The following is a 15,241-nucleotide window of genomic DNA, read 5'->3' on the forward strand; positions in this document are numbered from 1 at the left end:
TTTATCTGTGATCGCGCGGAAGGAAGAATTCTGAATTTACTAAACTGTTCTTTCTTCAAATGGCACATATTACCCTGCCCGACGAATCGCTTCCGGGTATAGTAGGACTTTTTAATTTCCGGCCGCAAACTGCCGAACCTTTGCAACAGCTCGCCGAAACGCTGCTCAGAGGTGATTCTCCGCTCACCAGCGGAGAGCGCGAGCTGATCGCCGCCTACGTTTCGCATTTGAACAATTGTCATTTCTGCCACACGTCGCACGCATCGGCTGCGATGGCGCACCTGGATTGCGACCTGAGCCTGATCGACGACATCAAAAATGGTTTTCAGCAAATCGAAATCTCTACCAAACTACGCGCGCTTCTTGACATTGCGGCAAAAGTGCAAAAGAGTGGAAAGGAAGTTGGGGACGGGGATATTGCGAGCGCACGTTTAGCAGGAGCGACCGACAAAGAGATCCACGATACAGTACTGATCGCCGCAGCATTCTGCATGTTCAACAGGTATGTGGACGGATTGGGTACCTGGGCGCCGAAAGACAACGAGGCTTATCGCGAGATGGGGCAACGTATGGCATTCACTGGTTATGTAAGGTTTCCGGTTTCTCAGGATTAAAAGCACATTTCCCAAATGCCACATATTCCACTACCTGATCATTTGCCAGGTATCACCGGCTTGCTCGAATACAGTAAAGAAACTGCGCACCCAATCCGCGTGCTTACCCAGTTTTTATTAAGGGGCGAGAACACCCTGACAGAGGGAGAGCGTGAGCTGATCGCGACGGTGGTGTCGCATGGGAATGAATGCAGATTCTGCACAGCGGCGCATACCGCTATTGCGGACGTGCTGCTGGGCGAAAGCGAAACTTGCGAGCTGGTTAAGAAAGATATTGACACCGCTCCTGTAAGCGAGAAAATGAAATCACTGCTGAAAATCGCGAAAATGGTGCAGGTGAGCGGACAAGCTGTAACCCCGGTATCTATTGCGAATGCGAAAAATGCGGGCGCTACCGATACTGAAATCCACGACACGGTGCTGATCGCCGCCCTGTTTTGCCTATACAACCGCTATGTAGACGGAATGGCGACTGTCGCTCCTGCCGATCCGCAGTTTTACCTCGGGCTCGGACAACGTTTAAAAGAACACGGTTATAACCGTTTGCCCAATGGTTATGATCATTTGAAAAAATAAAATCAACCTTCCTGCTATCAAAAAACGACCTATGAAAAAACATTTACTCCTATTATCCCTGCTTTTCTGCATTGCGTTTTCACAAATAGCAAAAGCGCAATCGACTAAAATTCAGGGGCATATTTACGATAATGAATCTCAAAAACCGGTTTCAGGCGCGTCTGTTTCGGTGAAGGGAAAGAATACCGGGGCGGTTACAAATGCTGACGGTTTGTTTGAATTAAATACTTCACTGCCGGCTACACTGGTGATTTCACTGGTAGGATATGCGCGGCAGGAGGCAGTAGTCGCAACCGCGGAAAACCTGCGTATCAACCTGGTGCCGGCGATTGAAGAATTGAACCAGGTGGTAGTAACCGCGTCGCGGGTAGAAGAAAGTATCCTCCGCTCGCCGGTAAGTATTGAAAAAATGGATGCGCGGGCAATTCAGCAGACTCCTTCGGCTAATTTTTACGACGGGCTGATCAATATGAAATCGCTTGATATGGTCACCAGCAGCCTTACTTACAAGCAGATCAATACGCGGGGGTTTAATACTACCGGTAACAGCCGCTTTTTGCAGCTGGTCGACGGGGTGGATAACCAGCCTTCGGGCCTCGGTTTTGCGATGGGAAATCTGTTTGGTCCGCATGATATTGATGTGGAAAGCGCTGAGCTGATCCCGGGCGCGGCGTCTGCGTTATATGGTCCGATCGCATTTAACGGAATGCTGAATACACGCACCAAAAATCCATTTGAATACCAGGGCCTGAGCGCACAGACAAAATTTGGCGTCAATCATATTAACGACGGAACGGACCTGGGCGCCAAGCCGATGTACGATCTGGCGGTCAGATATGCGAAAGCATTCAACGACAAATTCGCATTCAAGGTCAATGCTTCCTATTTGAAAGGAACTGACTGGTATGCAAATGATTACACGGATATTGACCCTAATACACCGGCCGCAAACCGCGGACCGAATAACCCGGGTAAAAATCTGCTGAACATTTACGGCGACGAAGTGGCGCAAACGCTGCCGGAAATAGGAAGAGTGTCAAGGACGGGTTACGAAGAAAAAGACCTGGCTACTTACGGAGTGTATAGTCTGAAACTCAATGCAGCTTTGCATTATCGCATTACCGACAAGCTGGAAGCGATTTACCAGGGGAATTTCAACCAGGGGACAGCGCAGTACACAGGTAGTAACCGGTTTGTGATCAATGATTTTAAATTCATCCAGCATAAACTCGAACTGAAGGGCAGCAATTTTTACGTACGCGCCTATTCCAACAAGGAAATTTCGACTAATTCCTATAATACCCGCGCATTGGGCCAGCATATTAACCGCACCTGGGTGAAAGACCTTGCCGGCGCGACAGTTATGCCCGACAAAGCCGACGCAACCTGGTTTGAAAGATATGCAGCTGCCTATAATGGGACGATCAGCGGGGTTACTACCAAAGACCACAATGCCGCCCGTTCTTTCGCCGACGAAGGCAGGATATTGCCGGGCTCAGATGCATTTAATACCTCTAAAGATCTTTTGATCAAAACGCGCGGACTTTCAGGCGCTGGTATATTAAGCGAATGCAGCCTGCGCCACGTGGAAGGAATGTACGATTTCAGTTCTGCGTTGAAGGTTTTTAATCTGCAAATAGGAGGTAACTATCGCAAATATTTCCTCAATACCGGCGGGACACTTTTTGACGATAAGGATAAAAACCTCACTAACCAGGAGTACGGCGTATTTGCGCAGGCTTCCAAATCTTTGTGGAAAGAACGTTTGAAAATCACGCTTTCGGGTCGTTATGACAAAAATGAAAACTTCGACGGCAGATTTACACCCCGCGCATCCGCCGTTTTTTCTCCGACCGAAAACCATCATTTCCGCGCTTCATATCAAACTGGATTTCGTAACCCGACAGTCAGCGATCAGTTCATTAAGCTGAATGTCGGGCCGATCATCATTTTGGGTGGCGCACCGGTGAATTCGCAGGGACTGAATGCTTATGAAAATTCCGTAACCATCGCTTCGTTCGGTGCATTTGCAAGTGCTTTCGGCGCGGATATGCAGCAGGGAACTCCTTTTCCTCAGGCAGTTGCGAAAAATAAGGACAAGCTGGTCAAGTCCAATGTACCTTATATCAAATCGGAAAAAGTGAAAAGCTATGAAGTTGGCTACAAAGGTTTGTTTGGCAAAAAGTTCTTGTTTGATATCAATTACTATTACAGCCAGTACACCGACTTTATGATCAATACAGTCGTGGCGCGGGCGAAATCAGATATTCTATTAGCGGATGGAACGGTCAACCCTGCTGCTGCTGCCGAACTTCTGGGAGCCGACAGGCAACTGTTCCAGCTGTATACCAATGCGGCCGATCAGGTTTCCATTCAGGGCGTCAGCGCAGGCGTTACCTATTCGCTGCCGCGCAATTACAAGCTGAGCGGCAATGCGACGTGGATCGATTTCAATATAGGCGACGCGGACAAGAACAATATCCCAGCATTCAATACGCCGGAATGGAAAACCAATGTGATTTTCGGTAATCCGAGACTGACTGATAAACTCGGCTTCAACATCGCCTGGCACTGGCAGGCTGCATTTGACTGGTACGGAACATTCACCGAAAACGCACCCGGAAAAGTACAGGCTTACAACCTGCTCGACGCGCAGATCAGCTACCGCATTCCTTCGCTGAAAACGACGGTGAAAGTGGGCGGTTCCAATATCACCAACAAATACATCGTGCAGGCTTACGGTTCTCCGGCAGTGGGCGGATTGTATTATGTGAGTTTGAATTTCGATCAGTTATTCAGATAAGATCAGCTATGCAGACTTTGGAAATAACAAATATCGAATCGAAAAGCGTGGCCGGAAAATGGCTGGCATTTGGGTTGTGTTTTGTGAGCTATACGCTCAGCGGGACTGTTTCAACATTAATGTCGGTTTATCTGCCAGTCGCTATTCCCGAGTTGAACGGCGGCGCAGTGAGTGAGGCGCAGCTGGGTGAGATCGGGGCTTATATTAATGCACTATATCTCTACGGATGGATGTGCGGCGGGCTGCTATTCGGTATTGTGAGTGATCGCATCGGCCGGGTTAAGTCGCTGACGCTGGTTACCGCGCTTTACGGGATATTTACCTGCCTGGTAACCATTGTTCCAAACTGGTACACCTTGCTGGCTTTTCGTTTTATGACTGGAATGGGCGTAGGCGGTGTTTTGCTGATTTCGACGGTTTACATTTCCGAGATCTGGGAGGAAAAAAACCGGGCTGTGATACTGGGAATCCTGGCAGTTTGCTTTCCTGTCGGCATTGTCACCACCGGCAGCCTGAACCTGATCTTCTCCGACTGGCGCAGCGCATTCGGTATTGGTATTATTCCGGTCATTACATCGCTGCTCATTTTCCTGCTTGCGCCTGAATCAGTCAAATGGAAGAATTTAAATATTGCTGATAAAAAATCCGTCGCGCTGCTTACCGGCGAAAACCGCGCGAACCTGATCTCTGGCTCGATCATATTCGGCTCGGTACTGATCGGGCTTTGGGGGATATTCTCGTGGCTGCCCACCTGGGTGCAAACTTTACTGGCGACGGGTGAAAACGGACAGAAAGAACGCGGACTAGTTATGATCCTGCTGGGCTCAGGCGGCATTATAGGCGGGGTGTTTTCAGGAATGCTGCTGAATCGTTTTGGTAAAAAAAGAACATTAACAGGCGTTTTCTCGTCCTGCCTGATCATTTGCAGCATTTTGTTTTTGACCAATACTAAATTTTCAGAGATCGTATATCTGGAAACTGCCTTACTCGCATTTTGCTTTGGGATCAGCCAGGGCGCATTGTCGAGCTACATTCCGGAGCTTTTCCCGGTTTCGATCCGGGGTACTGCTACCGGTTTTTGTTTCAATGTCGGCAGATTTTTTACGGCTACTGCGGTTTTTTTTATCGGGTCTCTGGTCAGTGTGCTGGGAGGTTTCGGAAATGCGTTGCTCGTGTTTACGCTGCCGTTTCTTGTCGCGCTGGTCGTCACTGCGCGCAGTAAGTGATTTTAGTTGTGAATATCATAGGTTAATATATTAAGCAAACGGGTTTGCCGCCTGGCGAACCCGTTTCTTTGTTTTTCTGCCGTTACCGCCATTGTTGGCGTTGTCAATACCGCCATTGTTGGTATTGTCACCGACAATTTTCTGCCATTGTTGGTGTTGTCACCGACAATCAGACAACCGCTTATCGTGATGTGTTGGTAACAACACCAACACAGGCGTAAGTAACAACCCCTACACAGGCGTTAGATTTCAATTGATAAAACAAATGAAAAAGCTATTCTACATAGGTATAACCGGCATTCTGCTTTACGAAATCGCAAAAGTGTATTTCATCATGCCGATGCCCGGCAGCCAGCAGATGAACAGCATTGATGCGGCCTACTTTCTGCACACCTGGCGCTGGGCTTTTCGGATCGTGTTCTGGGTGATGATTTTGGTCGGTTCACTTTCTGTTTTTACGGGTAAATTAAAATGGCTGCCCGGCCTGTTGCTGATACTGGCGGCGGGAATAACCTACGCTACCAACTACGAAATGGCCGCGGATACGATGTTCTATCAGCCGCAAACCGTATTCATGCAGGATGCTGCTGCGAATAAAATCGACCTGGAAAGACTGGTGATCGGCACGGAAGTAAATGGAGAAGCGAAAGCTTATCCGATCCAGTTCATCGGCTACCACCACCAGGTCCGCGATACGCTGGGTGGAAAGCCGATCATGGTAACCTACTGTACTGTCTGTCGCACGGGAAGAGTTTTTGAACCAATAGTCGACGGAAAGATTGAAAATTTCAGGCTCGTCGGAATGGACCATTTTAATGCGATGTTCGAAGACGAAACCACCGGCAGCTGGTGGCGGCAGGCGAATGGTGAGGCTATTACCGGACCATCGAAAGGAAAAACATTACCCGAGCTGGCCACTACGCAGACTTCACTGGGCCAGTGGCTCAAATTACATCCGCAAAGCAAAGTAATGCAGCCCGATCCCGTCTACCAGGCTAAATACGATTCCATGAGCCGCTATGAATCAGGGAAAAACAAGTCGATACTCACGCGCGCCGATTCGCTTCCGTGGAAAGATAAATCGTGGATCGTGGGCGTTCAGACCAAAGACGGCAGTAAAGCATTTGACTGGCGCAGGTTGGGGAAAGAGAAGGCGATTAATGAGCAGGTAGGATCGGTTCCTGTTTTAGTAACTATTGCAGAAGACAACAAGAGCTTTTTTGCATTTGAAAGACCGGATAGGCAGGAAAGCTATTCAATCCGGAACGATACGATTTTTGGGAAGAATGCGAGCTATGACCTGTTGGGAAAGCGGCTTGGCGGCTTGGGGCAAAATTTGACGCGGATCAATGCATACCAGGAATACTGGCACAGCTGGCGCACATTCCACCCGGAAACGAAACAGTATTAAGGAGTTAAGTGAATTAATAGAATGAATAGATTCGGAATGAAATACATTTTTTACACCCTTCCTTTACTTTTGGCGGCAAGTATCAGTGCTTTTGGGCAAAATGAAAAAAAACACTTTGATAAAGTGCTGGACCTCAATGAAGTGACGATTGAGCAGCGAAAGAATACAATCCATACAGAGCGCCTTCCCGATGTTCACAATACTTATATTACCGCTGGCAAAAAGAGTGAAGTGGTTCAATTGGAGGGAGTTAACGGGAATATTGCTGAAAAAACAGGCAGGCATATTTTCGCTAAAATTCCGGGGGTATTTGTTTATGATATGGATGGAAGCGGAAACCAGATCAATATTTCCACCCGCGGCCTGGACCCGCACCGGTCGTGGGAATACAACATCCGGCAAAACGGCGTGATTACCAATTCGGATATGTACGGTTACCCGGCGAGTCATTACAGTCCCGCCATGGAATCGGTGCAGCGGGTTGAGCTGGTGCGCGGTACTGCTTCGCTGCAATTCGGTGCGCAGTTTGGGGGGATGATCAACTACGTAACGAAGGCTCCGGACACGACACGCGCTTTTACATTTGAAACCATCAATTCTGCCGGTTCTTTTGGACTTTTCAGCTCTTACAATGCGATTGGAGGGAAAGTAGGGAAGTTGACTTACCAGGCATATTTTCAGACGCGGCATTCAAAAGGGTATCGTAAAAACGCGAAATCCGACGCGCAGTCGCAGTTTGTGAGTTTGTCTTATGAAGTAACGCCTTCCCTGCGGATCAAAGCAGAACTGGGGCGTTCGAAGTACATTTACCAAATCCCGGGCCCGCTGACCGATGCGATGTTTGAAGCTGATCCAAGGCAGTCGACGCGCTCACGCAATTATTTTAATCCTGACATTTATATTCCTTCCATTGTATTAGACTGGAAGATCAGTCCCGCTACCCAGCTCAAATTCACTAATTCAGGCGTTTACGGCGCGCGGAACAGTGTGATGTTTGATGCATTTGCCAATGTGCCTGATACGATCAGCGCTATAACTAAATCCTATCGCACGCGGCAGGTGGATATTGATAATTTCAAAAGTTTCACCTCCGAGCTGCGCCTTTTGCATCAATACCAGTTTGCCGGCATTAACAATGTCGTTTCCGGCGGCGTCCAATATATGCACAACAAACTGCGCAGGCGGCAGCAGGGTAAAGGAACAACCGGCAGCGATTTCGACCTGACACTGACCGACCCAACTTTTGGTCGTGACCTATACATGACGACCGATAACATCGCCCTTTTTATCGAAAATATGATCTATCTAACCCCGCAGTGGACAGTCTCGCCGGGTTTCAGGATTGAGAGCGGCGCTACGGATATGACAGGGAGAATATCTTATTACGATCCGGGAAACCTTCCCAACACGATTAAACACCAGTTTCCATTATTCGGGATCAGTTCGCAATACAGGATCAGTAGCAACAGCCGCGCCTATGCCGGATTTTCGCAGGCATACCGGCCGGTCGTTTTCAAGGATATTATTCCGGCATCGGTATTGGAACGCGTGGATAAAAATCTGAAAGATGCATACGGATACAATCTGGAAGCGGGCGTGAGCGGCAATGTAAAAGATGTTCTGAAATATGATATCAGTGTATTCCAGTTGCTGATCAATCACCGGATGGGGACGGTTTCCATGCGGGATGAAAATAACAACGCATATTTATTGCGCACAACCACGGGCGACAGTCGCACGCGGGGAGTAGAGGCTTATCTTGAATATACTCCCTTCAAAACTTCCAGCGGGGCTTTGCCCACCGAGCTTTCCGTTTTTACCTCAACATCCTATTTCGACGCACAATACATCAAGGGAAATGCGATCGTGAACAATGAAAATACCAGCGTGGCCGGCAATAGGGTAGAAGGTGTGCCCACCTGGATTTCCCGGAACGGTATTCAGTTTCAATACAAAAAGCTTTCCTCGACGCTGCAATACAGTTATGTCAGTTCCAACTTCGCTAACCCGCTCAATACGGTAGAACCTTCCGCAAACGGGACGATCGGTAAAGTGCCGGGTTATGGATTATTGGATCTGAATGCGACTCTGCGTCTCGGCACTGCCTACACTTTGCGAATGGGTGTAAACAATATCACGAACAAACAATACTTTACAAAACGGCCTACTATGTATCCCGGTGCGGGAATCTGGACTTCGGACGGACGTAGTTTTCAGGTTTCGGTAGGGATTAAAATTTAAAATTTACCAAACCAGATATCTCAAATAAACCTGTCCATTCAAAGCTTTAACCGGAAATTGCGAAGACTTTGAAACATTGGACAAAGGCAAAATGACATTCAATCCCGCTTGAAAACGCCCCGGAGTAAATGCAACTCCTGCTTTTAATGTGAAAAGGCGGGGATTAATGTAAGGTGACATTTCTTTTGATTTTTTCAGCGTCGCTAATTGTCCGTCGAGGAGTTGTCCCTGCCAGTTTTGCGCTTGCGGCCTGACAAGCGCTGAGGTGAAAATGTTGTAAGAGGCGCCGGCGTTCAGGGCAATAAGGCGGGTGACGTGATATTGATATTGCGCGCTGAAAGTCATCCCTACTGCTTTGATAAATAGGGCGTTACTGTATGTTTTTACAGAATCTGTACTGGTGGAATCGACTTCCTGACGCATCAGTTTGTTGTCTCCGAAATAGGATTGATATGGCAGGTAACTGACTGTGATGCTGCTTTTTCGCCAGGTTTTAGTGGCAAAAACGCCCGGTATCAAAAGCCGCGCGATGCGGGGAATACTGTCTGCGCCGGTTGCAATATAGTTTGTGGATTTTAGCGAAGAATTCAGCGACCATTCCAGGCCAAGATGGAAGGTTCTGATTGACTTACTTCTTTGGTTTTCCGGTTGTTTTGGAAGATTTTGAACTATCACCCTTCTGCCCAGATCGATGGTAAATGTCTGAAAATGCACATTCAGAGGTTTTAGGCTATGTATGTTGAACTGTTCCGCCGAAGAAAGCGCTGCGCCTGTTCTCAAACTGTGAGTGCCCGGTGTAAATCCATTGAATGCATTTTCCTGTGCTGCGGCTGCTATTGACGAATTTTGTAATATTTTTTGCGTCCCGGCAACATCGTGATCCTTATTCATGCCGACTTTTTCTACCAGGGTGGTCGAGGACCGGGCGTTCTCTTCTGATTCGCCCACTTCGGGTTTTCGACGGGCTTGGTTGGGTGATTTTGGGGGAATTGGGAGTTTTTTGTCAGTGGTTATTGATTCAGGATTGTTTTGTTTTTTGGTAAGTATTGATTTTTCTGATTCGGGATTGTTATGGTTTTTGTCAGGTATTATTATTTCTGGTTCGGGAATTTCTGGTGTTGCTCTAAACTGTTCGATTTTTTCTGATACTGCTTCATCTGGTAGTGTTTTGCCTGGATTTGCAGGTTGTTCCGATCGCACCAATGCAGGTACCGGATCTGATGTTGCAACCGGGGAGTCGGCTATTTTATAAATTACAAACCCTGTAACTGATACCAGAATCAAAGATGACAAAATCAAACCTTTGAACTTCAACAAGCCTGAAAACCACTTTCCGGCGTGTCCGTTAACCGGAGTTCCGCCTGCGGCTGCGTGCAGCATATCATTCATTCCCGCCCACGCGTCGTCGGCCGGTACCTCCGGTTCGGGAAGTGGGTCGCGGAAAAATTTGCCGATATGTTTGTCTGTCTTTTTCACCCTTTAAAGTGATTTTTCAAAGATAACCCTGAGCTTCATCCGGCTTTCGCTCAAATGCCATTTGACGGTCCCTTCACTGATCCGCAAAGCCTCTGCAATTTCTTTCACAGCAAATCCATCCAGATAAAACAACCCGCATATCCGTCTCGTCGCGACGGGGAGTTGTAATAAATAAATGTGAATATCCCCGGCTGCCAGCTGCTCAAAAGGGTTTTCGCCAGATTCAAAACCCATGAAATCTGCGATTTCCTGATAGTCGAAAGTCTGTGTTTTGCGATCCCGCAGCAGCGTCAATGCCGCATTCCTTACGGTGGTATAAGTCCAGCTGAAAAATTCGCCCTTCGCAGGTTCATACTGGTCGATGTTTTGGAAAACCTTTAACATTCCGTTATTGATCGCAGTAAGTATGTCGTGCTTTTCCTCAAAGAAATTCCTGCAAAGCGCAAAAAGGACAGGATAAAATTGCCGGTACAATTTTTCCTGACTTTTGCGGTCCCTGCGACGGCAACCGGCCAATATTTCTGTTAGGTTCTCCAAGCTGAGGTATTAGAGGGGCTGGCAACATTCGTCGCCAGCCTGACTCTGTTGGCGATCGACTAAATGGATTTGGTGGTGAATATCACGCCGCTTTCGTAGGGCCAGTCAAATTCATATTTGTTACCTGTTTTCACAAACGACCCATAATAGGTTTCATTATTGAATACAATCTGAAATTTTCCCCTGATTTTTCCGGCGACCGGATTGACGAGATGTAATGTGTTCCTGGGCTTATTTTCCCCGGTTTCACACATCAGGCTGGTTGCTATTTTGTGATAATTAATATCGTAGTAAAGGTCTTCTGAATTATCCCGCTGTTGTATTGAAACGACCAGCTCATTATTCTTGCAATTGTAGGTGCCGTCAGTCACTGCATTCAGTACCAGTACGTTGGCGGAATCTCGATAGCAGCTGGGCGTGATCCGCAATATCTCATTTTTCCTGAAATCCTGTTCGCCGGACGGAACCGTATAAACTTCATCGGTAACTGATACATCGATAAAGGCAGTGTCCAGGCTTGTACTATCGATGGCGAAAACGCGGTAATTTCCAGCTTTCTGGAAGTATATTATACTCTTAGCGCCGTTATTAATCACTGTTTGAGCTGGTAATACCCTCCACATTACAAATTCACCTTTCGGGTCGGTCAATGTGAAATTGATCGGTTCTTTTTGCTTAATACCGACTGTTTTGTCTGTAATAATTCTACCGTTAGCTGAAACTCCGTCCGCGCCTATTCGAGCTTGGGCCAGAGACGGAGACACTTGATCTATTTGATTTCTCTCGCAGGCAACCAGCTGGAAGAAAACCAGCACAATACATAATAGGATTAACTTTTCGGTCTTCATGACTTTCAAATTTAGTGTTGAACAAAATTGAACAGCGGCGCCCTGTCAATAAAATAAACTACATGAAGTGGGGCCGGGGTTGGGTGGGGCAGTGAAAAAATTTCGCTGGCACTATTTTGATATTTGCTGTTAAAAAATCAACAACTGAAACCATGGCAGAGAAAACATTGCAGGACGTAGCCGAGATTATGAAGGATCTCGATATTTGTATGCTTACTACCACAACTTCCAACGGAATGCTCGCTTCCCGGCCTATGAGCAACAACCGGCAGGTCGAATACGATGGGAACTCCCACTTTTTTACCTGGGAGGGGTCGAGAATGGTCAGTGACATTGAAATGGACAATGGTGTTAACCTGAGTTTCCAGGGCGGGCAGGACATTTTTATCTCAATTACCGGAAGAGCTGATGTGACCCGCAGCCGCGAGAAAATGGAAGAGCATTGGGTAGAAGAGTTGGACGCCTGGTTCGAAGAAGGGCTGGATACACCCGGCCTTGCTATGATCACCGTTGCTGCAAAGCAGATCAAATATTGGCAGGGCGAAGAGGAGGGAGAGGTAAAATTCTAAATAACCCAGTAAATAAGTGAGAAGCGGTGGTTTTCTATTCAAAGAGAAAACCACCGCTTTATGTTAAGATCGATCCGTTTCCTGCCGGTCATATTAGTCGCGATGACCAGCGCACAGGCGCAAAACTATGACGAATCAAAAGTGCCTGCCTATACCTTACCCGAAGTGCTGAAAACGGTATCAGGTAAAGAGATCAAAAATAAAAATCAATGGGAAAAAACCAGAAGGCCGGAAATTCTCAGGCTATTTGAAAATAACATTTACGGTCAGATGCCCCGTTCGTTGGATAGTATAAAATATTCAGTTGTTTCCGAAGACAAACAGGCCATGCTGGGGAATGCAACGTTGAAGGAAGTAGCTATTCAGGTGTTCAGGAACCAGAAATCTGTGCGGATCAATCTGACCCTTTTTATTCCAAACAAACGGTCAGGGCCCGTTCCTGTATTTGTGTTGATAAACAACCGTCCGAAAAGTAATACCGATCCCACCCGTCAGAAGAAAAGCGAATTTTGGTCCGCAGAAATGGTCGTCGACAGCGGTTTTGCTGTTGCGGCTTTTCATGTGAGTGATCTTGCTCCCGACGACAAAGAAAAATATGCGGAGGGTGTTCTTCAGATGTACCCTGAACAGCTTTCGGCCGATAATGGCATGAAGGCAATCGGTGCCTGGGCCTGGGGAGCGAGCAGGGTGATGGACTATCTCGAAACAGACCGGGATATCAATGCCAAGAAAGTGATTGTTGTGGGACACTCGCGGGGCGGAAAAGCTTCATTATGGGCAGCCTCGCAAGATCAGCGGTTTGCGGCCTGCGTCACCAATTGTTCAGGAAATACCGGGGCTGCATTGGCACGCCGGCAATTTGGAGAGCGGATCACGAAGATTAACACTACTTTTCCACATTGGTTTAACAACAATTATAAGAAATTCAATGACAACGAAAATGAGCTTCCTGTCGACCAGCATATGCTGATTGCATTGATAGCGCCCCGCCCGGTTTATGCTACCAATGCTTCCAACGACCTTTGGGCCGACCCGAAAGGGACATATCTGGCGCTGAAGCATGCAGAGAAAGTCTACGGTTTATACGGAAAGAAATCCAGCCTTCCTGAGAACCCGCCCGCAATTGACCAGCCGCTGCCCAAAGCGCCTATGGCATATCACAATCGCGAAGGCGAGCATAATATGACCACCTACGACTGGGCCAATTTCGTCACATTTGCCAGGAGCTTCTGACATGGAGGTCAGCATTCTCTTACTTTTATCTATCACGACTGCCGGCAAGGAACAGGGTTGATATCGATCGTCACGGCCGGAAAACAGCGCAGGCATAAAAATTTAGCCTTTTCCTGAATCATTAACAGCTATCACTATGGTTCAGGAAAAGAATGTATTGTCAGGCTCCGGAAAGTGGGGTTTATATGCGATTGCAGCGGTGGGCCTGCTGGCAGCAGCCAGGAAAATTTACAGAAATATAACCCGGTACGATTTCGAAAATAAAGTGGTGATTATTACGGGTGGAGCAAGAGGCCTGGGATTAATATTAGCCCGCCAGCTTGCTACAAAAGGTGCTAACCTGGTGATTTGTTCCAGAGATTCGGAACAGCTCGACCAGGCGGAGCAGGAACTGACTGCCAGCGGGGCGAAAATACTGGCCCTCACTGCCGACGTGAGTGAACAGCAGGATGCACATCGTATCGTTGAGGCCACGATCGGCGCTTTCGGGAAAATCGATGTGCTGATCAACAACGCAGGCACGATGGTCGTCGGGCCGCAGGAAGCCATGGAGATCGAGGATTATAAGGAGGCGATGGATACCAATTTCTGGGGCGGGCTTTACATGATCAAAGCTGCGCTTCCCTATTTAAAACAGGCAGAGGGCCGGATTGCCAATATCTGTTCGATAGGCGGGAAGATTTCCGTGCCGCATTTACTGCCTTATAGTGTGAGCAAATTTGCAATGGTTGGACTTTCAGAAGGGCTGCATGCGGAATTGAAACGGGATAATATACTGGTTACTACGGTCATCCCTAACCTGATGCAAACAGGAAGCCCGAGAAACGTTTCCGTAAAGGGCAATCACGAAGCGGAATATGCCTGGTTCAAGACCATGGCTTCTTCACCTTTGTTTTCCCAAAAAGCAGAACAGTCTGCGAAGGAGATCATCGAGGCGATCGAACACGGAGAAAATGAGGTGGTTCTTACCCTGACAGCCAAACTGGTAGTTGCATTGCAGGGTGCCAATCCTGGCTTGGTTTCCGCGCTTTCCGCTGCGGCTAACAGTTTTATGCCTCAAATGACCACAGACGGATTTGAAATTAAGAAGGGTTACGAATCAGAATCGGAAATCTCTGAATCTGATATTAATTACCGCACGGAAGTAGCTTCTGTTGCCAATAATGAGATCTAATAAAAATTGACTATGAAAAATAATAAGCTTCCCGAAGACCAGTCGCTGGTACTTTTTACTGACATAAATGGGATACCAAGAGAAGGAATATATAAAAAGGGCTCAAAGGCATTTGTAGAAGCGATTGGAGATGAAGGGCCGGAAGACACCGGAAACATTTACCCGGAAGAAGATATTGTGTCCTGGGAATACTTAGAGAAGAGGGATAAACCGAATCCTGACATTATGGTAATCCTGTAATGCCGGGAACTAAGTGTTTTTTTTAAAGCGGTCTTTTATTCCGAAAAGATTTTTTTTGCTTTCGGATAAGATCCGTTCAGCAAAGCCTGCATTCACAAGCCAGTTGAGCGAGTCGTACACAGTCGCAGGGCTGATCCGGATACCATTGCTCCGCAACGACCGCCACAGTGCGTCGCCGTCTATATATCCATCCGACTGCAGAAGCTGATCTGCCACGATCATTCTTTTGCCTCCCGAACGTAGCTTGTGGCTCAAACAATAAGAATTTATAGCCTCAGATAACACCATTTCGA

General features: G+C 47.4%; 14 protein-coding genes. 10 read left to right on the top strand and 4 right to left on the bottom strand.

Going from position 1 to position 15,241, the window contains the following annotated elements; genetic code table 11:
• Nucleotides 1-59 precede the first annotated feature (59 nt).
• From FXO21_RS14930 to FXO21_RS14955, 6 genes are all read left to right on the top strand, one after another.
• Complete coding sequence (locus tag FXO21_RS14930; RefSeq protein ID WP_149640818.1) at nt 60-614, top strand: carboxymuconolactone decarboxylase family protein; 555 nt, start codon at nt 60-62, stop codon at nt 612-614.
• A gap of 15 nt (nt 615-629) precedes the next feature.
• Nucleotides 630-1,190: a carboxymuconolactone decarboxylase family protein gene (locus tag FXO21_RS14935; protein WP_149640819.1), complete on the top strand. Its 561-nt coding sequence runs from the start codon at nt 630-632 to the stop codon at nt 1,188-1,190.
• 31 nt (nt 1,191-1,221) lie between these two features.
• Nucleotides 1,222-3,993 carry a TonB-dependent receptor gene (locus FXO21_RS14940; RefSeq protein ID WP_149640820.1) on the top strand — a complete coding sequence of 924 codons (2,772 nt, stop codon included), beginning with the start codon at nt 1,222-1,224 and terminating at the stop codon, nt 3,991-3,993.
• Nucleotides 3,994-4,001: 8 nt separating this feature from the next.
• Nucleotides 4,002-5,219, top strand: coding sequence for an MFS transporter (locus FXO21_RS14945; protein ID WP_149640821.1), 1,218 nt, complete (start codon nt 4,002-4,004; stop codon nt 5,217-5,219).
• A gap of 265 nt (nt 5,220-5,484) precedes the next feature.
• Nucleotides 5,485-6,630: a DUF3179 domain-containing (seleno)protein gene (locus FXO21_RS14950; RefSeq protein ID WP_149640822.1), complete on the top strand. Its 1,146-nt coding sequence runs from the start codon at nt 5,485-5,487 to the stop codon at nt 6,628-6,630.
• Between the two features lie 36 nt (nt 6,631-6,666).
• Nucleotides 6,667-8,871, top strand: coding sequence for a TonB-dependent receptor family protein (locus FXO21_RS14955; RefSeq protein ID WP_149640823.1), 2,205 nt, complete (start codon nt 6,667-6,669; stop codon nt 8,869-8,871).
• Between the two features lie 3 nt (nt 8,872-8,874).
• On the opposite strand, the gene FXO21_RS14960 is transcribed toward FXO21_RS14955, so the two are convergent.
• Genes FXO21_RS14960 through FXO21_RS14970 form a run of 3 tightly spaced genes read right to left on the bottom strand, consistent with a single transcriptional unit; the run spans nt 8,875 to nt 11,732 of the window.
• Nucleotides 8,875-10,347, bottom strand: a complete 1,473-nt coding sequence (locus FXO21_RS14960; protein ID WP_149640824.1) for a hypothetical protein — start codon at nt 10,345-10,347, stop codon at nt 8,875-8,877.
• A 3-nt stretch (nt 10,348-10,350) separates the two neighbouring features.
• Entirely contained in the window at nt 10,351-10,884 is a 534-nt protein-coding gene (locus tag FXO21_RS14965) for an RNA polymerase sigma factor (protein ID WP_149640825.1), read from the bottom strand.
• A 59-nt stretch (nt 10,885-10,943) separates the two neighbouring features.
• Nucleotides 10,944-11,732: a hypothetical protein gene (locus tag FXO21_RS14970; RefSeq protein ID WP_149640826.1), complete on the bottom strand. Its 789-nt coding sequence runs from the start codon at nt 11,730-11,732 to the stop codon at nt 10,944-10,946.
• 152 nt (nt 11,733-11,884) lie between these two features.
• On the opposite strand from FXO21_RS14970, the gene FXO21_RS14975 reads away from it, so the two are divergent.
• The 4 genes from FXO21_RS14975 (at nt 11,885) to FXO21_RS14990 (ending at nt 14,948) form a co-directional block, all read left to right on the top strand.
• Nucleotides 11,885-12,301: a pyridoxamine 5'-phosphate oxidase family protein gene (locus tag FXO21_RS14975; RefSeq protein ID WP_149640827.1), complete on the top strand. Its 417-nt coding sequence runs from the start codon at nt 11,885-11,887 to the stop codon at nt 12,299-12,301.
• A gap of 60 nt (nt 12,302-12,361) precedes the next feature.
• Complete coding sequence (locus FXO21_RS14980) at nt 12,362-13,534, top strand: alpha/beta hydrolase (protein ID WP_149640828.1); 1,173 nt, start codon at nt 12,362-12,364, stop codon at nt 13,532-13,534.
• Between the two features lie 136 nt (nt 13,535-13,670).
• Entirely contained in the window at nt 13,671-14,708 is a 1,038-nt protein-coding gene (locus tag FXO21_RS14985) for an SDR family NAD(P)-dependent oxidoreductase (protein WP_149640829.1), read from the top strand.
• 12 nt (nt 14,709-14,720) lie between these two features.
• A complete protein-coding gene (locus FXO21_RS14990; RefSeq protein WP_149640830.1) occupies nt 14,721-14,948 on the top strand; it encodes a hypothetical protein in 228 nt (75 codons plus the stop codon).
• 9 nt (nt 14,949-14,957) lie between these two features.
• On the opposite strand, the gene FXO21_RS14995 is transcribed toward FXO21_RS14990, so the two are convergent.
• Complete coding sequence (locus FXO21_RS14995; RefSeq protein ID WP_225865700.1) at nt 14,958-15,203, bottom strand: transcriptional repressor; 246 nt, start codon at nt 15,201-15,203, stop codon at nt 14,958-14,960.
• Between the last annotated feature and the right edge of the window lie 38 nt (nt 15,204-15,241).

The organism is Dyadobacter sp. UC 10, assembly GCF_008369915.1.
Classification (GTDB): Bacteria; Bacteroidota; Bacteroidia; order Cytophagales; family Spirosomataceae; genus Dyadobacter.

What these genes read in the sequence shown, in the direction of transcription:
- FXO21_RS14945 (WP_149640821.1), top strand. Translation starts at nt 4,002, where the DNA reads ATGCAGACTTTGGAAATAACAAATATCGAATCGAAAAGCGTGGCCGGA.
- FXO21_RS14980 (WP_149640828.1), top strand. Translation starts at nt 12,362, where the DNA reads ATGTTAAGATCGATCCGTTTCCTGCCGGTCATATTAGTCGCGATGACC.
- FXO21_RS14950 (WP_149640822.1), top strand. Translation starts at nt 5,485, where the DNA reads ATGAAAAAGCTATTCTACATAGGTATAACCGGCATTCTGCTTTACGAA.
- FXO21_RS14955 (WP_149640823.1), top strand. Translation starts at nt 6,667, where the DNA reads ATGAAATACATTTTTTACACCCTTCCTTTACTTTTGGCGGCAAGTATC.
- FXO21_RS14970 (WP_149640826.1), bottom strand. Translation starts at nt 11,732, where the DNA reads ATGAAGACCGAAAAGTTAATCCTATTATGTATTGTGCTGGTTTTCTTC.
- FXO21_RS14935 (WP_149640819.1), top strand. Translation starts at nt 630, where the DNA reads ATGCCACATATTCCACTACCTGATCATTTGCCAGGTATCACCGGCTTG.
- FXO21_RS14940 (WP_149640820.1), top strand. Translation starts at nt 1,222, where the DNA reads ATGAAAAAACATTTACTCCTATTATCCCTGCTTTTCTGCATTGCGTTT.
- FXO21_RS14985 (WP_149640829.1), top strand. Translation starts at nt 13,671, where the DNA reads ATGGTTCAGGAAAAGAATGTATTGTCAGGCTCCGGAAAGTGGGGTTTA.
- FXO21_RS14975 (WP_149640827.1), top strand. Translation starts at nt 11,885, where the DNA reads ATGGCAGAGAAAACATTGCAGGACGTAGCCGAGATTATGAAGGATCTC.
- FXO21_RS14930 (WP_149640818.1), top strand. Translation starts at nt 60, where the DNA reads ATGGCACATATTACCCTGCCCGACGAATCGCTTCCGGGTATAGTAGGA.
- FXO21_RS14990 (WP_149640830.1), top strand. Translation starts at nt 14,721, where the DNA reads ATGAAAAATAATAAGCTTCCCGAAGACCAGTCGCTGGTACTTTTTACT.